The organism is Leifsonia sp. KNZ12-8B (assembly GCF_056755495.1).
Genome location: NZ_JBPGXM010000003.1, coordinates 25,346 through 45,910, shown reverse-complemented (window position 1 = coordinate 45,910; position 20,565 = coordinate 25,346). Strand labels below are relative to the sequence as shown.

Here is a 20,565-nt window from a genome sequence, read left to right as displayed (position 1 = left end):
GACCGACGGAGCCCGTCCCCCCGCCCGCCGCCCCCGATCTAGTACCGTGACTGCCATGCCCTTCTCTCTCTCCGACACGCTCGTCGTGATGCCGGCCTTCAACGAGGAGGAGTCGGTCGCCGCCGTCGTGGCGGAGGTCGAGGCGAAGCTGCCCGGCATCACCGTGCTCGTCGTCGACGACGGCTCGCTCGACCGCACGGCCGAGGTCGCCAGGGCGGCCGGTGCACAGGTCGCCTCCATGCCGTTCAACATGGGCGTCGGCGGGGCGATGCGACTGGGCTTCCAGTACGCGAAGGAGAACGGCTTCCCCGTCGTCGTGCAGATCGACGCGGACGGCCAGCACGACCCCGACGGCGTCCCGAGCCTCCTCGCCGCCCTCGACGAGGCCGACCTCGTGATCGGCGCGCGCTTCTCTGGCCAGGGCGACTACGAGGTGAAGGGCCCGCGCCGCTGGGCGATGGCCGTGCTGTCGCGCGTGCTCAGCCGGGTCGTGCAGTCGCCGCTCAAGGACACGACCAGCGGCTTCAAGGCCAACGGGCCGAAGGCGGTCGCTCTGTTCGCCCATTCGTTCCCCGCCGAGTACCTCGGCGACACCGTGGAGGCGCTCGTGATCGCCGCACGCGCCGGCCTGACGGTCACCCAGGTGCCGGTGACGATGCGCCCGCGCGCGGCCGGTCAGCCCTCGCACAACCCGATCAAGGCCGCCGTGTACCTCGCCAGGGCCTTCGTCGCCCTGCTCGTGGCGCTGATGCGGCCCCGGACGGCCCTCAAGGAGACGGCGACCGCCTGATGTCCATCACCAGCTACATCTTCGGCATCCTCGCCGCACTGCTCACGCTCGGCGTCGTCATCGAGATGCTCCGCCGCGGCCGCATGCGCGAGCGGCACGCGATCTGGTGGATCGTCGCCGGATCGCTGGCCCTCCTGGTCGGCGTCTTCCCCGTGATCCTCGACTGGCTCGCCGGCCTGATCGGCGTCGGCGCCCCGGTCAACCTCGTGTTCTTCGTCAGCATCGCCGTGCTGTTCCTGGTCTGCATCCAGCACAGCTCCGAGCTGACGACCCTCGAGAGCAAGTCGCGCACCCTCGCCGAGCGCAGCGCCCTGCAGGACCTGCGCATCTCGCAGCTCGAGGAGCGGGTGGCGCAGCTCACCCGCGAGAAGGAGTAGTCCGCGTGCCAGGGGCCGTGCGCCCCTTCCTCACGGTGTGGGCGCTGCTGGCGGTGCTCTCCGTCTGCTGGGCGTTCGCGACCCCGATCAGCGCCTCCCCCGACGAGCCCGCCCACCTGGTGCGCGCGGCCAGCGTGGCGCGCGGCGAGTGGGTGGGCACGCCCTCCCCCGACGGTCATCTCGTCGACGTGCCCGGCTACGTCGCCCGCACGCAGCAGACGACCTGCTTCGCCTTCCACCCCGAGCTGACCGCCGACTGCCCGGCCGCCGCGGGCGCGCCGCGCGACGACGACACGACGACGGCCGCGACCACCGCCGGGCTCTACAACCCCGTGTTCTACCTCGCGGTGGGCTGGCCGTCGCTCCTCCTCCACGACGATGCCGGCATCTACGCCATGCGCGTGGTCGGCGCGCTGCTGACCTCGCTGTTCGCGGCGCTGGCCTTCGCGGTGCTGTGGAGGCTGCCCCAGCGTTCCGCGACCGTCCTCGGCTTCGCCGTCGCGACGACGCCGGCCCTCCTGTTCCTGGGCGGATCGGTCAACCCCAACGGCCTGGAGGCGACCGCCACGCTCGCCGTCTTCGCCGCGATGCTCGCCGCGGTGCTCGATCCCGACCCCCGTCGCCTGCCCGCGCGTGCGGCCCTGGTCGCGGTCGCCGGAGCCGTCGCGGTCAACACGCGCGGCCTGTCGCCGCTGTGGGTGCTGCTCGCCATCGCGCTCCCGCTCCTCCTCGCCGGCCGCGAACGGCTCGCCGCTCTGTTCCGCCGCCGCAGCACCTGGATCGCCGCCGGCGTCGTCGTGCTCGCGACGATCGCCGCCGTGGGCTGGACGCTGGGCAGCAACTCCCTCCTCAACTCCGTCGAGAACCCGGAGTCGACGCCGCAGAGCTACCCCGGCACCGGCACGAACCCGTTGAGCGGCTTCTGGGTGACGCTGGTGCGCACCGTCGAGTACGCGCACGGCGTCGTCGGCCTGTTCGGCTGGCTCGACACGCCCGCCCCGCCCGAGGTGTTCTTCGTGTGGGCCGCGCTGGTCGGCGCTCTGCTGCTCGTGGCGTTCACGGTTCTGCGCGGCCGGCGCCTCGTGTTCGCCGGCGTGCTGCTGGGGCTGTTCGTCGTCCTCCCGCCCGTGCTGCAGGCCGCGTACATCACCGGTGGCGGCATCATCTGGCAGGGCCGCTATGCCATGCCGCTGTTCCTGTGCCTGATCGTCGGGCTCACGGTGGTGCTCGGCGAAGCGCTCCGGCCCGAGGTCACGGCGTCGTGGTGGCGGCGGCTGACCGTCGTCGTGGTCGTCGCCATCGCCGCATCGCAGTTCTATGCGTTCGAGAACACGCTGCGCCGGTACGCCGTCGGCGAGGACGGCTCGCTCAAGGTGTTCCTCCTCGGCTCGCCGCCGTGGAGCCCGCCGGGCGGCACCCTCCTGTGGCTCCTGCTCGCCGCGGCGACCGCCGCCGCGGGCGCGTGGCTGGCGATCCGGGCGCTGCGGACGGAGACGGCCGAGGAGCCAGCACTGGGCGATGGCCCGGCGGTGAGCGCCGACACAATCGGCGCCTGAACACGCGAATCACAAGCATTTTCTCCACGGCCCACTAGGGTTGCGGCTATGCACGACGTTTGTGCCCGCTGTGAGCGCGGGACGAGCTCCCTGACGCCCGCCTCCCCACGGCCCCTCCGGTGACCGCCGCCGACGAGCTGGCGACCCCGCTGGCCGCCCCCGTCTCCTCCGGCGTCCCCGCGCCCGCCGCCGGGCCGCGCCGGGCCGTCGCGCTCGTGCCGCGCCCGCGCCGCCCGCTGCGTGCCTTCCTCGCCGCGTGGGCCGTGCTCGCGCTGCTCTCCGCGCTCTGGGCGTGGGCCACGCCGCCCTCCGCCGTTCCGGACGAGCCCGCGCACATCGTCCGCGCCGCGAGCGTGGTCCGCGGCGAGCTGTTCGGCGAGCCGTCCAAGGACGGCCACATCGTCGCCGTCCCGCGCTATGTCGCGGATGCGCACCGCCTCACCTGTTCCGCCTTCCATCCCGAGCTCCCCGCCGGCTGCCCGCTGCCCGGCGGCACCCCCGACGAGACGGTGCTCGCGCCCACGACGGCCGGGCTCTACAACCCGCTGTACTACGCGCTCGTCGGCTGGCCCACGCTGATCGCGCACGACGCCTCCGGGATCGTCGGGATGCGCCTGGTGAGCGCGCTGCTGTCGTCGCTGTTCGCCGCGCTTGCGTTCGCCGTCGTGTGGACCATGCGCTCGCGCCGGCTGCCGCTGCTCGCGTTCGCGGTCGCCGTGACCCCGATGCTGCTCTTCCTCTCCGGCGCCGTGAACCCGAACGCCGTCGAGTCGACCGCCACCCTCGCGGTGTTCTGCGGGATGCTCGCGATCGTCCTCTCCCCCGACCCGTCCCGGCTTGCCGGTCGCGCGGCCATCGTCGCCGTGGCGGCGGTGGTCGCCGTCAACGCCCGCGGCCTGTCCCCGCTCTGGGTGCTGGTTGCCCTCGCCGTGCCGCTGCTGCTGGCGTCCCGCCGCACGCTGCTGGCACTGTTCCGGCGCCCGGCCGTGCTCGTCACGGCCGCCATCGTCGGCGCGGGGACGCTCGCGGCGGTCGCCTGGACCCTCGCCACCAACTCGCTCGCCAACGCCATCGCGCATCCGGAGGAGGCGCAGGCGTTCCCGGGTGTCGGCTCCCCGCCGCTCACGGGCTTCTCGAACGTGCTCGTCGACACCGTCGACTACGGGCACGGTCTGATCGGCCTGTTCGGCTGGCTCGACACGCCCGCACCCAGCATCGTGCTCTACGGCTGGGGCATCGCGGTCGGCGCCCTCGCCGTCGGCGCGCTGCTCGTGCTCCGCGGCCGGCGCCTCGCCGTCGCGATCGCGCTCATCGCCGCGTTCCTGCTGCTGCCGCCGCTCGTGCAGGCCGCGTACATCCACGGCGGCGGGATGATCTGGCAGGGCCGCTACGCCCTCCCGCTCTTCCTGTGCCTGGTCATCGGCCTGGCGGCGCTGCTGGCCGAGCACCCGTTCGCCGCCGGCACCGCGTGGCAGCGGCTGCGGGTGCTCGTGCTCGCCGGCGCCGCGGCCGGGCAGCTGTGGGCCTTCGCCGCGGCGCTGCGCCGCTACGCGGTCGGCTCGGCCGGCTCGCTGCGGACGTTCCTGTTCGGCGACCCCGCCTGGGCGCCCGTGGGCGGCGTGCTGGCGGTCCTGGTCCTGACCGCTGCGACGCTCGCGATCGCCGCGGTGCTGTTACTGCGCGCGACGGGCCGGGAGGCGGATGCGGTGGTCATCACCGCCCCGGTCACACCGGCTGCAGCAGGTCGCGCAGCACGTCGAGCCATCCCCGGCTAGCCAGCAGCGGGTACTCGCCCGCGAGCGCCAGCCGGAGCACCGGGACGGCGCGGCGCAGCCGGTTCTGCGGCAGCGCGGCCCGTGCCTCCTCGAAGGCCGCCTTGCGCTCGGCGAGGGCGCGGTACTCGGTCGGCACGTCGTCGGCCGTCGCCAGCCGCTCCGCCAGCAGCCGCGACCGCACGGCCAGCTGCCGGTTGCGGTCGCCGCGGCGGCCGAGCACGCGCGACACCTTGTGCCGCAGCGTCGGGTCGCCGGCGCCGATCTGGTTCTCGTCGTGCCGCCGGTAGCGGGTGAGCGGCCGCTCGCTGAGGTCGAGGCGCTCGCGCGCCGCCGCCTGGACCGCCAGCCACTCGTCGTGCACCCACTCCGGCGGGAGCGGGAGGGCGATCTCCAGCAGCCCGCGATCGATCATCGCCGTCGCGCCGGTCACCAGGTTGCGGCGGACGAACGCCTCGAACGCCCGGCCCGAGTGCACCGCGGCGCGCTCGGCGTCGCTGACCTCCAGGACGCCGAACAGCGTCCCTCCCACCGGCATCCCGGCGTCGTCGATGAGCACGGCGTCGGTGTGCAGCAGGGCCAGGCCCGGGCGGGAGGCGAAGAAGGCGGCGAAGCGCTCGAGCTTGTCGGCCTCCCACTCGTCGTCCTGGTCGCTCAGCGCGATGAGGTCGCCGGTGCACGCGAGCAGCGCCTGCTCGAAGTTGCGGGTCACGCCGAGCGGCTCGGCGTTGCGCAGCACGACCAGCTCGGGCGTCGGGGCGCCGCTCGCGCGGTGCGCCCGCACCTCCTCCTCGACGATCGACAGGGTGGCGTCGGTCGAGCCGTCGTCCGAGACGACGAGCTGCGTCGCCGGCAGCGTCTGGGCCAGGATGCTCGCGAGCTGGCGCCGCACGAACCGGGCGCCGTTGTAGGTGCAGAGGGCGACCGAGATCGCCGGGAGGGCGGTCACCGCCGCCCCAGCCTGCTCCGCACCTTCTTGGCGACGACGGCCGGGCCGCCGTTGCGCATGTAGTGGAAGAACAGGCCGACATCGTGCCGGAGGCCGTGCTTCTTGCGCCGGGTCGTCGCGCGCCTCACGGGCTGGCCGGTGCCGACGACGCCGCGGGCGACGAGGTCGGCCGCGTGCCGTGGGTCGGCGACGAAGTCGACCAGCGGGCGCAGCACGACGCTCCAGAAGTAGCGCTGCCGCACCCGGGCGACGTTGCGCTTGGCCGCCGCGATGAACTTCTCGTCGTAGAGCACCTTCTCGAGCGCCGCCGTGAGCGCCGCAACGTCGCCGGACGGGACCACGACACCGAGCTTCTCCTCCTCGACCAGCTGGGCGAAGTGGTCGCCCTCGGTGACCACCATCGGCAGCCCGGCCCAGAGGTAGTCGAGGATGCGGGTGCGGAACGAGAACGTGGTCTCGACATGCGAGAAGTGCGTGGAGACGCCGGCGTCGGCCTCGGTGAGGTAGTTCTGCCGGTCGGCGTAGTCGACCCACGAGCTGTTGAAGAACACCGAGCGGTCCAGCACGCCCAGGTCGCGCGCGAGCTGCCGCGACTCCGCGACGATCCCCATCTCGGGCACGCCGGGGTGCGGGTGCTTCGTGCCCTGGAAGAACAGCCGGACGTCGTCGTGCGTCTCCGACAGCCGGGCGACGGCCTCGATCAGCGACTTCGGGTCGAACCAGTTGTAGAGGCCGCCGCTCCACAGCAGCAGCTTGTCGGTCTCCGCGATCCCGGGCAGCACGCCCTTGAGCACCGCGCGCTCGTGCGCGGGCGGGGTCTCGGACAGGCCGAACGGCACGACGTCGATCAGCCGGTCGAGGTCGGGGTCGTCGGCGTAGTTGGCCGGGTTGATCCTGCCGAGCGCGGCCAGCTGGCCGAGGTAGAAGTGCCGCTGCCGCTCGGAGGCGCACAGGAAGAAGTCGCCCCGCTCCAGCTGCTCGTTGAGCACGTCGGTGGCGTCGCCCACCTGCTTGTTCCACTGCTCGCGGCCGAGCTCCCTGCCCTGCTCGAGCTGCTCCAGGTGCATCGGGTCGTAGACGTCGGCGACGATGATCTTGGAGGTCGTGCGGAGGCTGTCGAACAGCGCCATCGCGAGGCCCTGGAACACGATCACGTCGGCCTCGCGCTCGTACGGCCGCATGGCGCGGTCGTCGCCGGGACGCACGTGCACGACGTCGAACGGGGCGGAGACCGGCTCGACGCCCGCGAGCGAGACGAGGGTGACGAGGTTGTCCTCGGCGAGCGCCTCCGCCATGCTCCAGGCGCGGATCGCGGGCCCGGCCATCTTGGCGCCGATCGGGTCGCCGGTGACGATGAGCACGCGGGTCACGGCGGGGCTCTCCGTGACCGGGAACGCGGTGGCGAGCTTGTCGTAGCCCTCGAGGTAGTGCTCGTCGGTGTACGAGGGGGCGTCCGTCTCGCCGAACAGGGACCAGATGCGGGCGTCGGTCACGACGCGGGTCGACTGGATGCGTTCGCGCTCCTCGACGAGGCCGGGCAGGTTCTCGACGAACTGGTCGATCGCGTAGACCGCGGCGACCGTCTCCTTCGAGATCTCGGCGGTGGGGTCGTTGGAGGCGCCCTTCCGCAGGTCGTACTCGGTGGAGTCGAGACCGCCCTTCGCGACGCCGCGGCGCACGGTGAGGGCGAGGGTGGCGGGCAGGGCGACGGCGAGCGCCTCCTCCCCCAGGTTCTTGTACTGGGTGAAGAGGGCGTTGCGCTCGAGGAGGTAGCTCTCCTTGAAGGAGCCGAACGACGACATGGAGGCGTGGTGCTTGTGGTACGCAAGCGACGCGGGCTCGTACACGTAGCGGTGGCCGAGCAGGTTGAGGCGCCAGCCGAGGTCGACGTCCTCGAAGAACATGAAGTAGCGCTCGTCGAAGCCGCCCAGCTGCTCGTACACCGAGCGGCGGACGAACATGGCGGAGCCCGTTCCGAACAGCACGTCCTTCGGCACGTCGGGGGTGGTCGGCACCGGCTGCGCCGTCAGCGGCTTGTAGCCCTGGCCGAACCAGGTCATCGCCGACCCGATGTAGTCCACCTTCTCGCCGTCCCAGTCGAGCACCCGGCTGGCGACCGCACCGACGCGGTCGCTCGACTCGAACCGGGCGACGGCGGCCGAGACCCAGGCCGCGTCGGGCTTGGCGTCGTTGTTGAGGAACGCGATGTACTCGCCGGACGCGTTGCGCACGCCCAGGTTGCAGCCGCCCGCGAAGCCGAGGTTCTCCTTCGACTCCACCAGGACGACGTGCGGCGCCTCCCGGCGCAGGCGCTCCGCACTGTCGTCGCCGGAGGCGTTCTCGACGACGACGATCTCCAGCCGGTCGGCGGGCCAGTCGAGCCGGCCGAGGTGGTCGATGGCCGTCAGCGTGTCGTCGGTCCCGCGGAAGTTCACGAGGACGACAGAGACGACTCCGGGGCGCGTGGTGGGCATGCGGTCCTTTCGCGGGCGTGTCAGCAGGTCAGCCTACCAACCGGCTGCTGTGGAGGGCCCGGATCGTCAGGAGGCGATTGCTAAGCTGGCGCAGTCCCCCACCCCAACAGAGCACCGAGGTACCGCATGGAGACAGAGACCGCCGCCCCGGCCGAGCGCCGAGGACTCGCGGCCCGGCTGTTCTCGCGGGCCTCGATCGGTCCCGTCATCCTGATCATCGCCTCCCTGCTGGTGGGGATCGTGCACGTGCCGGGCCACAAGGGCGTCTCCCCCGTCGACGAGTACGTCTACATCGACTACTTCGCCAAGGTCTCGAGCCAGCTGGTCGTGCACCGCGGCGAGGAGACCGGCATCACCGCCAGGCAGGAGCTCGGCTGCCGCGGCCTCCGGCTGCTCCAGCCCGCCCCCGACGCACGCTGCGAGCTGACGAACGCCGAGAACGACTCGCTGTTCCCCTTCGACGGCGCGAGCTCGGCCTACATCTACACCCCGCTCTACTTCGGCATCACCCGCGTGCTGGCGCAGCCGCTGATCTGGGCGGGGGTCGGCCTGGTCGACGCCGGCCGGGCCGTCGGCGCGCTCTGGCTGGCCGCCGCCGCCCTGCTGCTCTACCTGGCGCTGCGCCGGTTCAAGGTGCACCCGGTCGCGGCGACGGGCATCGGGCTGCTGATGGTCGGCTCGCTGCCGGCCTACTGGTCCAACACGTACATCTCCACCGACGCGACGGCGTTGTTCGCCGGCGCCCTCATGCTCTACCTGGCCGCACGGGTGGACGATGGGCGCGGGAGGCTGTGGTTCGTCCTCGGGGCGGCGTTCGTCACCCTGCTCAAGGTGCAGAACCTCGCCGCGGTCGCCGCCGCCATCCTCTTCCTCGTGCTGCGCGCGGCCGTGCTCGCGTACCGCACCCGGTCCTCCCGGTCGGGCTGGATCGGCCGGACGTTCGCCGACCGCCGGGTGATCACCTCGATCGTCGCGCTCGCGGCCGCCTTCGCCGGCCAGCTGGTCTGGCTCGCCATCTCCAGCGCGATCGCGATCGGCCCGGCACCCGACATGGGCGTGAAGGTCCGGCCGCTCGGGCTGACGCAGATCATCCTGCAGTCCGGTCTGTTCCTCGACGGCGCGACGAAGGGCGTCGGCGACATCACCACCTTCCTGCGCGGGCCGGGGCTCATCTCCAACTACGCCGTCTCGTTCGTCGCCGTCGCCGGTGCGATCGGGCTGCTCATGGTCGCGCGCTGGGGCACCCGCCGCAACGCGCTCGCGGTCGCGACCTTCGTGGCGGCCGTCGTGTCGGCCCCGGTGCTCTCCGTGGTCACCTACGTGACCCTCGGCACCTACGTCGACCCGCCGCCCGCGCGCTACGGCATCTCGATGGTGCCGTTCTTCCTCGCCTGCGCCGCGCTGCTGCTGGCGAAGCGGCCATGGCCGCGCTGGATCATCGGCGGGCTCGGCGCGTTCGTCTTCATCGCCTCCCTCTTCATGCCGCAGGGCTGAGACGGCGGCGCAGATGACGGACGACATCGCGCCCACGCGCCGCCGGTTCCCCTGGCGGCTGTTCGCCGGGGTGTTCGCCGCCCTCTTCCTGCTCATCGGGGCGTGGTCGGTCGCCACCCCGATCTACGCCGTACCCGACGAGGCCTCGCACACGGTCCGCGCGACCGCGGCGGTCCGCGGACAACTCGTCGGCGACGGCTACTTCTTCGAGGCGCCCGGCTACCTCTACATCCCCGGCGCCGGAGCCTGCTTCGCCGGCCGCCCCGACCAGACGCCGTCGTGCGTGGGCGCGTCGCCCTACGACGGCGAGCTGCGCAGGACCTTCAGCACCGCCGGCACCAACAGTCCGGTGTACTACCTCTGGACCGGCCTGCCGTCGCTGGTGCTGAGCGGCGAGGCGGCCATCGTCGGGATGCGGCTGTTCTCGGCCGCGCTCGTCGCCGTGCTCCTCGCCGCGGCCGCCGTCCTCCTCCACGGGCTCCGGGCGCGCTGGGGTCTGCTCGTGCCGATCGCGGCCGTCACCCCTGAACTCGTGTTCCTGGGCGGCGCCATCAACCCGAACGCCGTCGAGGCCGCGTCGGCGGGCGCGCTGTTCGCGGCCCTCCTCGCCCTCGCGCGGGCGCGCCCGTCCGGCTGGCTGCTCGGCTTCGCCGCGACGACGGCCGTGGCGGCCGCCGCCTTCGTGACCGGAGGGCGCAGCCTCGGGATGCTGTGGGTGGTCGTCGCCGCCCTGGGGGTGATCGTGCTGCTGCGCCGCGCCGACTGGCGGGCGCTCGTGCGCCGCACCTCCACCTGGGTCGTGCTGGGCCTGCTCGCCGTGGTGTGCGGCGCACAGCTGTTCTGGTTCACCCGGCCGGGCAACGGCGTGCAGCCTCAGCCGCACCCGACAGCGGGGAGCCGGCTCACCGTCGCGCAGAACATGCTCGAGAACACGTTCGGCTACCTGCGCCAGCTGACCGGCCAGTTCGGCACGATGGACGTCCCGGCGCCGGAGGGAGTGCAGACGTTGTGGACCGCCCTGTTCCTCGCGCTCGTCGTCCTTCCGCTCGTGCTGGGCCGCGGCCGCGAGCGCTGGGTGGCCGCAGGATTCACCGCGGTCTGGGTCGTCGTCCCCGTGATCGTCCAGGTCGCGCTGTGGCGCGCGGTCGGCGACGTCTGGCAGGGCCGCTACATGCTGGCCGTGCTGCTGCTGACCGCCATCGCGGGAGGGCTGGCGCTCGACGCGCGCCCCCGCTCCGGTGCGCCGGCGACCTCCTCCGGCGTGGTCGCCGTGCTGCGCACCCTCCTGGTGCTGGTGGCGGTCGGCCACCTGGCGGCGTTCGTGTACACGCTGCGGCGCTACGCCGTGACGAACAGCTCGTGGGTCGACTTCCTGCTCCACCCGCAGTGGCAGCCCCCGGCGGGCACCGTCGGGCTCACGGCCGTCGTGGTGCTCGTGCTCGTCTGCGCCGTCGTCGCGGTGTGGCGGTCACTCCCGGCGCTGCTCGACGGGCCGTCCTGGCCGCCCGGCGGGCCGTCCGGCGCGCCGTCGGATCAGGGCGCCACCCAGGGCGGCGCCTCGGTCGGCAGCGCGTTCGACTCCGGGTCGCACAGGAAGTCGTAGATCCCGTCGAGGGCGGCGTCCCAGTCGGAGTGCGCCTCGTCGATCGTCGCCAGACCCGCCCGCTGGATGCGCTCGCGCGTCGCCGCGTCCCGCACCAGCTCGTCGAGGCCGGCCACGACCTCCTCGTAGGTCATCATCGTGGTGCGCGCGTTCTCGCCCGGCCGGAACAGCCAGCGGAACCACGGCGAGTCGGGCACGACCATCCCGACGCCGCTCGCCATCAGCTCGAGCGGCAGGTACGACGGGTGGCGCGAGATCTGCAGGGTGATGCCGATGTCGGTCTCCCGGTACAGCCGGCCGGTCGCCCGGTAGTCGAGCAGCCCCAGGTCGATGAAGTCGGCGCTCGGCGGGAGGTACTTGGCGCCCGCCGCGACGATCCGCACGCCGTCGCCGTAGCGGTGCTTGATCTCGCTGAGCGCCGCGAAGACCAGCTCCCAGCAGTTGCGGAAGTGGTCGCGCGCGTAGGCGAAGATGGTGACCGGCTCGCCCTCGGCGGGCGCGCGGCGTCCGTCCGGATGGAACAGCGCGCGGTCGACCGCGGGTGAGAACCACGTGGCCGTGCCGCCGTACCCTCCCGCATAGATGTCGTGCATGCTGCGGGTGTTGCAGATGCCGTACAGCCCCAGCCGGTACGTCTGCTCGGTCATCGCGAACATCGTGCTCGCCGGGTAGAACGACGGCTCGTAGTCCTGGATGAGGTAGAACTTGCGCGGCGTCCCCGGCGTCTTCGCCACGTCGCGGGCGGTGAGCCAGAAGGTCGCGATCGCGGCGTCGGCGGGCGGCACCTCGGCGAGCCCCTCGTCGGTGCCGTAGTAGTTGCCGACCTCCGAGCCGGCGAGGCCGGGGAACGCGGCGACGATGGCCGACTCGTAGAACTCGTTCGCCGGGTCGCCGTTGATGAGGAAGCGGTTGTGCACGCCGTGGTCGCGCGCGAGCTTGTCGGCCAGGCGCAGGGTCGTGTTGACGCCGCCGAAGAACGGCAGGTCGAAGCCGGGCAGCAGCCAGTTGATGGTGCGCACCTCGCGGCGGCCGGTTGTGGCCCGGTGTGACGCGACCACCGCATCCACCTCCTCCGCGGTGATGCTGGCGATCGGGAGCAGCGCGGTCGCGTCCTCGGAGATCGTCGACTGCTGCGCGGAGGAGCGGAAGGGGCGCCCGAGCCCCGCCATCGCGAGCTCCAGCGGGCTGGGGTCGTCGGCGGCGGCGAACCGCGGGATCTCGGTGAGCCGGCACAGGTTGGGCGAGCTGTACGGGTCTCCCCCGGCGAGCCACGGCTGGTACCGCCAGTAGCTCGCGAACGAGTCGGCGCGCGGCGCGTGCGCCCCGCGGGTCAGCGACTCGAAGTGGCGCACGGCGTCGAACGGGATGACGACGTTGCGGCGCCCGCGGATCACCTGGTCGAGCCCGAGCACGACGTCGCTCCCGGTCAGCTGGAAGCGCTCGTCGAAGCCGCCCACCTCCTCGAACAGGTCGCGCCGGATGCCGACGCAGGCGGCGGTCACGGCGAGCGAGTCGCGGTACCAGCGCACCGGGCCGAGCAGGCTGTCGTCCTCCGGCGCCATCCCGGCGAAGAGGTTGGCCGCGAACCCGCCGGGGCCGAGCGTCACGCCGCCGTGCTGGACGAGGCCGTCGCCGGTCCGCAGCTGGAAGCCGACCGTGCCGACGCCCTCCCGGGACAGCATCCCGACGAGCTCGCGCAGCCAGCCTGCGTCGACGATCTCGGTGTCGTCGTTGAGGAAGACGAGCACCTCGCCGTCGGTCCCGCGCGCGGTGACGTTGTTGACCCGCGAGTAGTTGAACGGCTCCTCCGTCCACCAGACATGGTGCAGCGGGAAGCCGAGGTCGAGCCCGGCGTACCAGGCCTCGCGCTCCTCCGTCTCGCCGCCGTTGTCGACAACCGTGACGTCGAACGCGGGATAGTCGGTCGTCGCCAGGCTCGGAAGCAGGCGCTCCAGGTTGTCGCGGGAGTGCCTGGTCGGGACGACGATCGACACCGTCGGCCACACCGACGGCACGAACTGCACCCGCACCACGCCGTCGACGACCCTGGCCTGCGCCTCCTCGCCCCGGTCGCGCAGCGCGGCGGCGACCATCGCGGCGTCGTGGTGGGAGGCGGCGCGCGGTTCGCCCTGCCCGCCCGGCCCCTCCGGCTCGCTCAGCAGCACCCGGGGCAGGCGGCCGACGGTCGCCTCCGACAGCTCGGCGCCGAGCAGCAGCCGCCAGACGCCGTGGTCGTCGAGCGCGAGCCCGTTCCTGCGCTGCGCGTCGGCGGTCCGGATGGCGAAGGCGCGACCGAGATAGTTGGCGCCCAGCATGGTCTCCGGCGACCAGGAGGGCCGGAACCGCGGCGACACCCGCTCGCCCTCTGCACCGATCCGGTCGGCGTCGAACGCGATGACGCGGCGCACGGGGTCGACCCGGTGCTCCTTCGCGATCTGCTCCAGCGCATTCGGGTCGAGCAGCGAGCCGGCGCGGAGGAACAGGGTGAAGTCCTCCTCGGCGCCCGGCAGCAGGTCGCGCAGCGGCGTGCCGATGGGGGCGACCAGCGTCCGCGCCACGATCGAGGACTGCGCGTTGACGCTCTCCACCGTGGCCGCCACGGCGAGCAGGGTCTCGTCGTCGAGCTCCGGCGCCCGCTCGACGATGACCAGGAAGCTCGTGCGCTGCGCGCCCTCTGGCAGCGGCTCCAGCGGCGGCTGCTGTGCGCGCCACTCGGCGTAGTCGGTGAGGCCGGGGCCCTCGCGGACGATCTCGGGGGCCGGCGGCTGCAGCTCGGCGCGGAAGGTCTTCGCGGCTTCCTTGCCCGCGTGCAGCGCCTTCCTCGGAGCCGATCCGGTCGGGAGCAGGCGGCCGAGCGCACGCCGGGGGCCGCTCATCCAGGCGTTCATCCGGCCCAGTCTAATCAGGCGGTCTGCTTAGACTGTCCTGCGGGAGGCGGCACGTGAGACTTGCGATGACCCTGATGGTGCGCGACGAGGCCGACATCGTCGGCGCCATGATCGACCATCATCTGGCCCAGGGCGTCGACACGCTGATCGTCACGGACAACGGATCGGTCGACGGCACGCGCGAGCTGCTCGAGGATTACGCGGCCCGCGGCCTCCTGGTCCTGCACCACGACCCGGAGCACCGCAAGCAGCAGGCGCCGACCGTGACGCGGATGGCGCGCGAGGCGGCGACCGAGCACGGCGCCGACTGGGTGATCAACGCGGACGCCGACGAGTTCTGGCTCCCGCGCTCCGCCGGCATGACGCTGAAGGAGGCGTTCTCCGGCATCCCGAAGAGCATCCAGGCGTTCGACGTCCCCGTGCACGACATGATCGGCCCGGCCGCCCTCGCCGGCACGGGCCTGCAGCGGCTGCTGTACCGCGACCTCCGGACCGTGGAGGCGCTGCAGCGGGTGGGCCTGAAGGCGCACGCCACGCACGACGCCGTGCACATCGGCGACCCCGAGGTCGAGGTCGTGCAGGGCAACCACTTCGTGAGCCTGGAGAACCGCGGCCCCGTCCCCGCCGGGTCCGAGGTGGAGGTACTCCACTTCCCGTGGCGGTCGTGGTCGCAGTACAGCCGCAAGGTGCGCAACGCCGGCTCCGCCTACGAGAACTCCGACCTCACGCCGAGCCCGAACCACCACGGCATGCGCGACTACCGCCGGCTGAAGGACGGCGTGCTGTTCCCCCTCTATCTCTGCCGGCACCCCGGCGAGGACGAGCTCGCCGCGGGTATCGCCTCCGGCGAGTACGTGCTCGACCGCCGCATCGCCGACGCCGTGCCCTCACCGGTCGCCGACGAACCGATCGACCTTGCGACGGAGCCGGCCGAACGCGCTGTCGGCCTCGCCATCGCGGACCTCGACCGCCGGCTCTCCCTCGCCGACGACCGCGCCGCGCGCGCCGAGGCGGAGGCCGCCGCCACCCGCGCCGAGCTCGGCCGCACGACCGAGGAGCTGCGCGCCGTGCACGCCCAGCTCGACCGCGTGCTGTCGCGGCGCGTCGTCCGCGCCGCGGATGGCGCCGCCCGTCTGCTGCGGCGCGGGCGCTGACCCCGAGGCCCCCGCTGAGGCCGCGCTCACGCAGGCCCGCGCGCGTACAGCCGCCTCGCCGGTTGCGGTGGTAGCCTGCCGAGCGGCTTTCGTGCTCTGCGCTTTTCCGGACGCGGCCGAGAGTACCGTCCGTGATGGCAGAACGCCCTGCCGCCGCTTCGATCAGCCTCGATCCGTCGCACGATCAGACAGAGGAGCCCCGTGCCGTCCACCGACCCCACCCCCGAAGCCGACCCGACCGCCGGCCGGGCGCGCCGCCGCATCCTGGTCGTGACCCCGGACACGCTCGGGGTCCGCATGGCCGGGCCCGCGATCCGCTCGTGGGAGATCGCGACCGCGCTCTCGGAGTTCGCCGACGTCCGCCTGATCTCGACGAACAAGGCGGAGGGCGTCAGCAGCGAGCGCTTCCACGTCGCGTTCGCCGACGACCAGCGCCTCCGCACGCACGTCGACTGGGCCGAGGTGCTCGTCTTCCAGGGCCACACCCTCCGCAGCCACCCGTGGATCAAGCAGACGGACACGATCATCGTCGCCGACATCTACGACCCCATGCACCTCGAGCAGCTGGAGCAGGGCAAGGACTTCGACCCGGAGACCCGTGTCGCCGTGGCCGTCGACACCGTCGAGGTGCTGAACGACCAGCTGGAGCGCGCCGACTTCATGGTGTGCGCCTCCGAGAAGCAGCGCGACTTCTGGCTCGGCCAGCTGGCCGGCCTCGCCCGCATCAACCCGGCGACCTACGACCGCGACCCGAGCCTGCGCTCGCTGCTCGGCATCGCCCCGTTCGGCGTGCAGAACGAGCCGCCGGTGCAGAAGAGCCACGGCATCAAGGGCGTCGTGCCCGGCATCGGCCCCGACGACAAGGTGATCATCTGGGGCGGCGGCATCTACAACTGGTTCGACCCGCTGACCCTCATCGAGGCGGTCGCCGTCGCGCGCCGCGCGCACCCCGACCTGCGGCTGTTCTTCATGGGCGCCGCGCACCCCAACCCCGACATCCCCGCGATGGCGATGGCGGTGGAGGCGCGGAACAGGGCCGAGGAGCTCGGCCTCACCGGCGAGGCCGTGTTCTTCAACGAGTCCTGGGTGCCGTATGCCGACCGCGCCGACTTCCTGCTCGACGCCGACCTCGGCGTGAGCACGCACTACGAGCACCTCGAGACCGCGTTCAGCTTCCGCACGCGCATCCTCGACTACCTGTGGGCGTCGCTGCCGATCATCAGCACCGACGGCGACACCTTCGCCGACATCATCCGCGCCAACGACCTCGGCCGCGTCGTCCCCCCGGAGGACGTGCAGGCGCTGGCCACGGCGATCGAAGAGCTGCTCTACGACCAGGAGGCCCGCGACCGCATCTCCGCGAACGTCGCCGCCTACGCGCGCGAGCACACGTGGGAGCACACGCTGCGCGAGCTGGTCGACTTCTGCAAGGACCCCTCCCCCGCCCCCGACCGGGTCGCGGGCATCGTGTCCGAGCGCACCCGCATCACGAACGACCTGCTCAAGCGGGTCACCGGGCTCGAATCCAGCTCCTCCTGGCGCCTCACCCGGCCGCTCCGCGCGGTCTCCGAATGGGTGGCCGCGCGAGGCCGCAAGCTATAATCCATCGAGCCCCCGACAAGATTGACGACTGAATGACTGCACAGGATCGATACCGTGCGCTGTCCGCAGAACGCATGGTGACGGTCGGCGGCGACGACAAGTCCAACGGCTCGTGGGCAGCGCTGCGCGACATCTTCGGGCACCGCGAGCTGCTCTCGCTCCTGGTCCGCCGCGACCTCAAGTCGCGTTACAAGGACAGCGTGCTGGGCTTCGTCTGGACGCTGGTCCGCCCGCTCACCCAGCTGCTGATCTACGCGATCGTGATCGGCAAGGTGCTGGGCGCCGAGAAGGGCATCCCGGACTTCGCGATCTACGTGTTCACCGGCCTCACCGCCTACGGACTGTTCAGCGAGATCATCAGCGGAACGACCGCATCGATCCTCAACAACGCCGGCCTGATCAAGAAGATCTACCTGCCGCGCGAGATCTTCCCGCTCGCGAGCGTCGGCTCGGCCGGCTTCAACTTCCTCATCCAGTTCGCCATCCTGCTCATCGCGACGATCGTGATCGGCAAGCCGCCGCTGCACGAGGAGACCTGGTACCTCATCCCGTCTGTGCTCCTGCTGCTGGTGTACGGCACCGCGTTCGGGCTGCTGCTCTCGGCGGTCAACGTCTACCTCCGCGATGTGCAGTACCTCGTGGAGGTCGTGCTCCTGCTCCTGCTGTGGGCCTCCCCGATCGTCTACTCCTGGAAGATGGTCCGCGACGCGCTCGGTCACGGCCTGGCGCTCGACATCTACACCGACAACCCGGTGACCCTGGCGGTGCTCGGCTTCCAGAAGGCGATGTGGGTCGGCGGCCAGGACACGGCCGTGTACCCCGACCAGCTCCTGCTGCGCATGGGGATCGCCTTCGTCGTCGGGATCGTGCTGCTGCTCGGCTTCCAGCGGGTGTTCGCGCGCCTGCAGGGCAACTTCGCTCAGGTGGTGTGACATGACTTCGACAACGACCGACTCCCTCGCGCGCACGGCCGACGAGGCTCCCGAGATCGTCCGGGTCAGCGACGTCTCCAAGCGCTTCGTCATCCGCAAGGACAACTCGCTCAAGGAGCGCCTGGTGGCGTTCGGCCGCGGCCGCCAGCACCGCGAGGAGTTCTGGGCACTCGACCACGTCGACCTCAGCATCCAGGCCGGCCACACCGTCGCCCTCATCGGCCACAACGGCTCGGGCAAGAGCACGCTGCTGAAGGTCATCGGCGGCATCATCGAGCCGACGAAGGGCAGCGTCGCGCGCCGCGGCCGCATCGCCGCGCTGCTGGAGCTCGGCGCCGGCTTCCACCCCGACCTCACCGGCCGCGAGAACGTCTACCTCAACGCCTCCATCCTCGGCCTCAGCCGGGAGGAGACCGAGGAGCGGTTCGACGAGATCCTCAGCTTCTCCGGCATCGGCGACTTCATCGACACGCAGGTGAAGTTCTACTCCTCCGGCATGTACGTGCGGCTCGCGTTCGCCGTCGCCGTGCACACGGACCCCGACCTCCTGCTCGTCGACGAGGTCCTCGCGGTCGGCGACGAGGCCTTCCAGCGCAAGTGCCTCGACAAGATCCGCTCGTTCCAGCAGGAGGGGCGCACGATCATCCTCGTGACGCACAACCTCAGCCAGGTCACCGAGCTGGCCGACCGGGCGATCCTGCTCAACCGCGGCGAGGTCGTCTTCGACGGCGAGCCGGGCGACGCGGTCACCGAGTTCCGCAACATCCTCGAGGGCCGCCGGGTCGTCGAGGCGGAGGCCGAGGCCGCCGTCCACGCCGCGAAGGGCGGCGACCCCGTCATCGAGCACGGCCGCGTCATCGAGGCGCGCGCGTGGGCAGACGGCCGCGAGCCCGGCGAGCCGGTGCAGCCGGGCGACGACCTGCGCGTCGAGGTCACGCTCGAGCACGACGAGGGCATCGACGACTGGATGTGCGCCATCCAGATCGACAACACCCTCGGCCAGCCCGTCTACGGCACGACGACCGCGCGCATCGGCTCCGACCTCGGCCGGCTGCGCGAGCGCCGCACGGTCACGTTCCTGCTGCGCGACGCCCGGTTCGGCGCCGGCAAGTACTTCGTCAACGCCTCCCTGATGGACCGGGCCGGACGCCACCTCTCCGACATGCCGCAGGCGTGCTCGTTCGACGTGCCGTACTACCCGCTCGCCGTCGGGATGGTGCACGCGGTCCCCGAGGTCGTCGAGGCGTCGGCCTGAGCCGGGTGGACGCGCGCATGAGCCCCTCCGTCCTCGTCGTCACGGTCACCTACAACTCGGCGGACACCATCCGGCCGTTCCTCGAATCCCTCGCGGAGGCGGGCAGCGCCGACGAGGTCATCGCCGTCGACAACGCGTCGGCCGAGGCGGAGGAGGTCGGCGAGCTGGTCCGCGCGGCCGGCCACCGGTTCGTCGAGCTCGACCACAACGCCGGGTACGGCGGCGGCGTGCGCGCGGCGGTCGAGGCCGCGGAGACGACTCCGGACTACATCCTCGTCGCGAACCCGGACGTGGTGTTCGCGCCGGGCGCCCTCGACGCCCTCGTCGCCGCGGGCGAGCAGGAGCCCCGGGCCGGCTCGCTCGGGCCGAAGATCCTGGAGGCCGACGGCCGCATCTACCCGTCGGCCCGTCGCCTCCCCTCGCTCCGGACGGGCGTCGCGCACGCCCTGTTCGGTCGCATCTGGCCCGGCAACCCCTGGACCGTGAAGTACCGTGCCGAGCGGGAGACCGAGACGCGACGCGACGCCGGCTGGCTCTCCGGCGCGTGCCTGCTGCTGCGCGCGACCGCGTACCGCGACGTCGACGGGTTCGACACGGGCTACTTCATGTACTTCGAGGACGTCGACCTGGGCGACCGGCTCGGCAAGGCCGGCTGGCGCAATGTCTACGTGCCGGAGGCCGTGGTGACCCACACCGGGGCGCACTCCACCTCCCGCGCCCGCCGCGCGATGGAGAAGGCGCACCACGACAGCGCCTACCGCTACCTCTCGCGGCGGTACTCCGCCTGGTACTTCGCGCCGCTGCGGCTCGCCATCCAGCTCGGGCTGTGGGGCCGGCTGTGGTGGGTGTCGCGATGAGCACACCCGGCACCTCCACCTCCACCTCCACCGGCCCGGTCGCGTTCGCCCGCCGTGCCGTCTCGGCCGTGCGCTGGCGCCTGGCCATGCGCCGCTACCGCGCCGGCCGCTTCTCGGCCCGCACCCTGCTCCGGCACGGCGAGCAGGGCGAGCTCGCGGTCGTCATGTGCCTGTGGAACCGGCGCGAGCGCATCGACGCCGTGCTCACCCAGCTCGACGCGCAGGACGGCCCGCGCGTCCGGCTGTTCCTGTGGAACAACCGTCCCTCCGACGACGCGTACTACCGCGAGCGGATCGCCGCCTACCGGGCGCACGGCGCACTGGCCGAGGTGTCGCTCGTCAGCAGCGGCGTCAACGTCGGCGGCCTCGGGCGCTTCTTCGTGGCCAGGAGGCTGTGGCTGAGCGGCTACCGCGGCCCGTTCGTCATGCTCGACGACGACCAGGACGTCAGCGACCATCTGCTGACCGACCTGCTCGCCGCCTCCGGCCCGCGGACGATCGCCGGCTACTGGGCGTGGACGATGCAGGGCGACTACTGGGCGCGCACCCCCGCCGAGCCGGGCGACCGGGTGAGCTACGTGGGCACGGGAGGCTGCGCGTGCGACATCGACATCGTTGCCGACCCCGCGTTCTTCACCGAGCTGCCGCGGTACTTCGCCTTCCTCGAGGACATCTGGATGTGCGGCTACGCCCGCAAGCGCGGCTGGGTGCTGCGCAAGGTCGACACCCCGATCGAGTTCGTCCTCGACGAGACCAACCAGCACCACACCCTCGCCGAGCGCAAGGCGGAGTTCTACCGCTACCTGCAGCTCGACGACGCCGCCTGACCCGCGCCCGCGCCCGCGCACCGCGCACCGCAGAT

Annotated in this window: 15 protein-coding genes; 12 read left to right on the top strand and 3 right to left on the bottom strand. The window is 72.2% G+C overall.

The features are described 5' to 3' along the window. Positions 1 to 55: 55 nt before the first annotated feature. The 4 genes from ACR9ZG_RS00860 (at position 56) to ACR9ZG_RS00845 (ending at position 4,498) form a co-directional block, all read left to right on the top strand. Entirely contained in the window at positions 56 to 790 is a 735-nt protein-coding gene (locus ACR9ZG_RS00860; protein ID WP_481282929.1) for a glycosyltransferase family 2 protein, read from the top strand. After that, a complete protein-coding gene (locus tag ACR9ZG_RS00855; protein ID WP_481282928.1) occupies positions 790 to 1,167 on the top strand; it encodes a DUF2304 family protein in 378 nt (125 codons plus the stop codon). The genes ACR9ZG_RS00860 and ACR9ZG_RS00855 overlap by 1 nt, the downstream gene beginning before the upstream one ends. 5 nt (positions 1,168 to 1,172) lie before the next feature. Continuing rightward, complete coding sequence (locus tag ACR9ZG_RS00850; RefSeq protein WP_481282927.1) at positions 1,173 to 2,723, top strand: DUF2142 domain-containing protein; 1,551 nt, start codon at positions 1,173 to 1,175, stop codon at positions 2,721 to 2,723. 119 nt (positions 2,724 to 2,842) lie between these two features. Then, on the top strand, positions 2,843 to 4,498 hold the full coding sequence (locus tag ACR9ZG_RS00845; RefSeq protein ID WP_481282926.1) for a DUF2142 domain-containing protein: 1,656 nt from the start codon (positions 2,843 to 2,845) through the stop codon (positions 4,496 to 4,498). Here ACR9ZG_RS00845 and ACR9ZG_RS00840 read toward each other — a convergent pair. Next, entirely contained in the window at positions 4,449 to 5,444 is a 996-nt protein-coding gene (locus tag ACR9ZG_RS00840; protein WP_481282925.1) for a glycosyltransferase family 2 protein, read from the bottom strand. The genes ACR9ZG_RS00845 and ACR9ZG_RS00840 overlap by 50 nt on opposite strands. Further along, entirely contained in the window at positions 5,441 to 7,918 is a 2,478-nt protein-coding gene (locus ACR9ZG_RS00835) for a glycosyltransferase (protein WP_481282924.1), read from the bottom strand. Before ACR9ZG_RS00835 ends, ACR9ZG_RS00840 begins: the two co-directional genes overlap by 4 nt. Positions 7,919 to 8,044: 126 nt before the next feature. On the opposite strand from ACR9ZG_RS00835, the gene ACR9ZG_RS00830 reads away from it, so the two are divergent. Both ACR9ZG_RS00830 and ACR9ZG_RS00825 read left to right on the top strand, forming a co-directional pair. Then, a complete protein-coding gene (locus ACR9ZG_RS00830) occupies positions 8,045 to 9,412 on the top strand; it encodes a hypothetical protein (RefSeq protein WP_481282923.1) in 1,368 nt (455 codons plus the stop codon). 13 nt (positions 9,413 to 9,425) lie between these two features. After that, the gene (locus ACR9ZG_RS00825) at positions 9,426 to 11,015 is read left to right on the top strand and encodes a DUF2142 domain-containing protein (RefSeq protein WP_481282922.1); all 1,590 of its coding nucleotides are present in this window, start codon (positions 9,426 to 9,428) and stop codon (positions 11,013 to 11,015) included. On the opposite strand, the gene ACR9ZG_RS00820 is transcribed toward ACR9ZG_RS00825, so the two are convergent. Beyond that, entirely contained in the window at positions 10,946 to 13,903 is a 2,958-nt protein-coding gene (locus ACR9ZG_RS00820) for a rhamnosyltransferase WsaF family glycosyltransferase (protein ID WP_481282921.1), read from the bottom strand. The two genes, ACR9ZG_RS00825 and ACR9ZG_RS00820, sit on opposite strands and share 70 nt — an antisense overlap. A gap of 65 nt (positions 13,904 to 13,968) precedes the next feature. Between ACR9ZG_RS00820 and ACR9ZG_RS00815 the strand changes: the two genes are divergently transcribed. The 6 genes from ACR9ZG_RS00815 to ACR9ZG_RS00790 all read left to right on the top strand — a co-directional run bounded on the left by ACR9ZG_RS00815 (position 13,969) and on the right by ACR9ZG_RS00790 (position 20,530). Further along, positions 13,969 to 15,057 (top strand): glycosyltransferase family 2 protein, encoded by a 1,089-nt coding sequence (locus tag ACR9ZG_RS00815; RefSeq protein WP_481282920.1) that lies wholly within the window; start codon positions 13,969 to 13,971, stop codon positions 15,055 to 15,057. Between the two features lie 201 nt (positions 15,058 to 15,258). Then, the gene (locus ACR9ZG_RS00810) at positions 15,259 to 16,659 is read left to right on the top strand and encodes a glycosyltransferase family 4 protein (protein ID WP_481282919.1); all 1,401 of its coding nucleotides are present in this window, start codon (positions 15,259 to 15,261) and stop codon (positions 16,657 to 16,659) included. A gap of 32 nt (positions 16,660 to 16,691) precedes the next feature. Further along, the gene (locus ACR9ZG_RS00805) at positions 16,692 to 17,591 is read left to right on the top strand and encodes an ABC transporter permease (RefSeq protein WP_481282918.1); all 900 of its coding nucleotides are present in this window, start codon (positions 16,692 to 16,694) and stop codon (positions 17,589 to 17,591) included. A gap of 1 nt (position 17,592) precedes the next feature. Further along, entirely contained in the window at positions 17,593 to 18,846 is a 1,254-nt protein-coding gene (locus ACR9ZG_RS00800; RefSeq protein WP_481282917.1) for an ABC transporter ATP-binding protein, read from the top strand. Between the two features lie 17 nt (positions 18,847 to 18,863). Next, on the top strand, positions 18,864 to 19,703 hold the full coding sequence (locus tag ACR9ZG_RS00795) for a glycosyltransferase family 2 protein (RefSeq protein WP_481282916.1): 840 nt from the start codon (positions 18,864 to 18,866) through the stop codon (positions 19,701 to 19,703). Beyond that, positions 19,700 to 20,530 carry a glycosyltransferase family 2 protein gene (locus tag ACR9ZG_RS00790; protein WP_481282915.1) on the top strand — a complete coding sequence of 277 codons (831 nt, stop codon included), beginning with the start codon at positions 19,700 to 19,702 and terminating at the stop codon, positions 20,528 to 20,530. Before ACR9ZG_RS00795 ends, ACR9ZG_RS00790 begins: the two co-directional genes overlap by 4 nt. Positions 20,531 to 20,565 lie beyond the last annotated feature (35 nt).

What these genes read in the sequence shown, in the direction of transcription:
- ACR9ZG_RS00860 (WP_481282929.1), top strand. Translation starts at nt 56, where the DNA reads ATGCCCTTCTCTCTCTCCGACACGCTCGTCGTGATGCCGGCCTTCAAC.
- ACR9ZG_RS00855 (WP_481282928.1), top strand. Translation starts at nt 790, where the DNA reads ATGTCCATCACCAGCTACATCTTCGGCATCCTCGCCGCACTGCTCACG.
- ACR9ZG_RS00835 (WP_481282924.1), bottom strand. Translation starts at nt 7,918, where the DNA reads ATGCCCACCACGCGCCCCGGAGTCGTCTCTGTCGTCCTCGTGAACTTC.
- ACR9ZG_RS00830 (WP_481282923.1), top strand. Translation starts at nt 8,045, where the DNA reads ATGGAGACAGAGACCGCCGCCCCGGCCGAGCGCCGAGGACTCGCGGCC.
- ACR9ZG_RS00825 (WP_481282922.1), top strand. Translation starts at nt 9,426, where the DNA reads ATGACGGACGACATCGCGCCCACGCGCCGCCGGTTCCCCTGGCGGCTG.
- ACR9ZG_RS00820 (WP_481282921.1), bottom strand. Translation starts at nt 13,903, where the DNA reads ATGAACGCCTGGATGAGCGGCCCCCGGCGTGCGCTCGGCCGCCTGCTC.
- ACR9ZG_RS00815 (WP_481282920.1), top strand. Translation starts at nt 13,969, where the DNA reads ATGACCCTGATGGTGCGCGACGAGGCCGACATCGTCGGCGCCATGATC.
- ACR9ZG_RS00805 (WP_481282918.1), top strand. Translation starts at nt 16,692, where the DNA reads ATGACTGCACAGGATCGATACCGTGCGCTGTCCGCAGAACGCATGGTG.
- ACR9ZG_RS00800 (WP_481282917.1), top strand. Translation starts at nt 17,593, where the DNA reads ATGACTTCGACAACGACCGACTCCCTCGCGCGCACGGCCGACGAGGCT.
- ACR9ZG_RS00795 (WP_481282916.1), top strand. Translation starts at nt 18,864, where the DNA reads ATGAGCCCCTCCGTCCTCGTCGTCACGGTCACCTACAACTCGGCGGAC.
- ACR9ZG_RS00790 (WP_481282915.1), top strand. Translation starts at nt 19,700, where the DNA reads ATGAGCACACCCGGCACCTCCACCTCCACCTCCACCGGCCCGGTCGCG.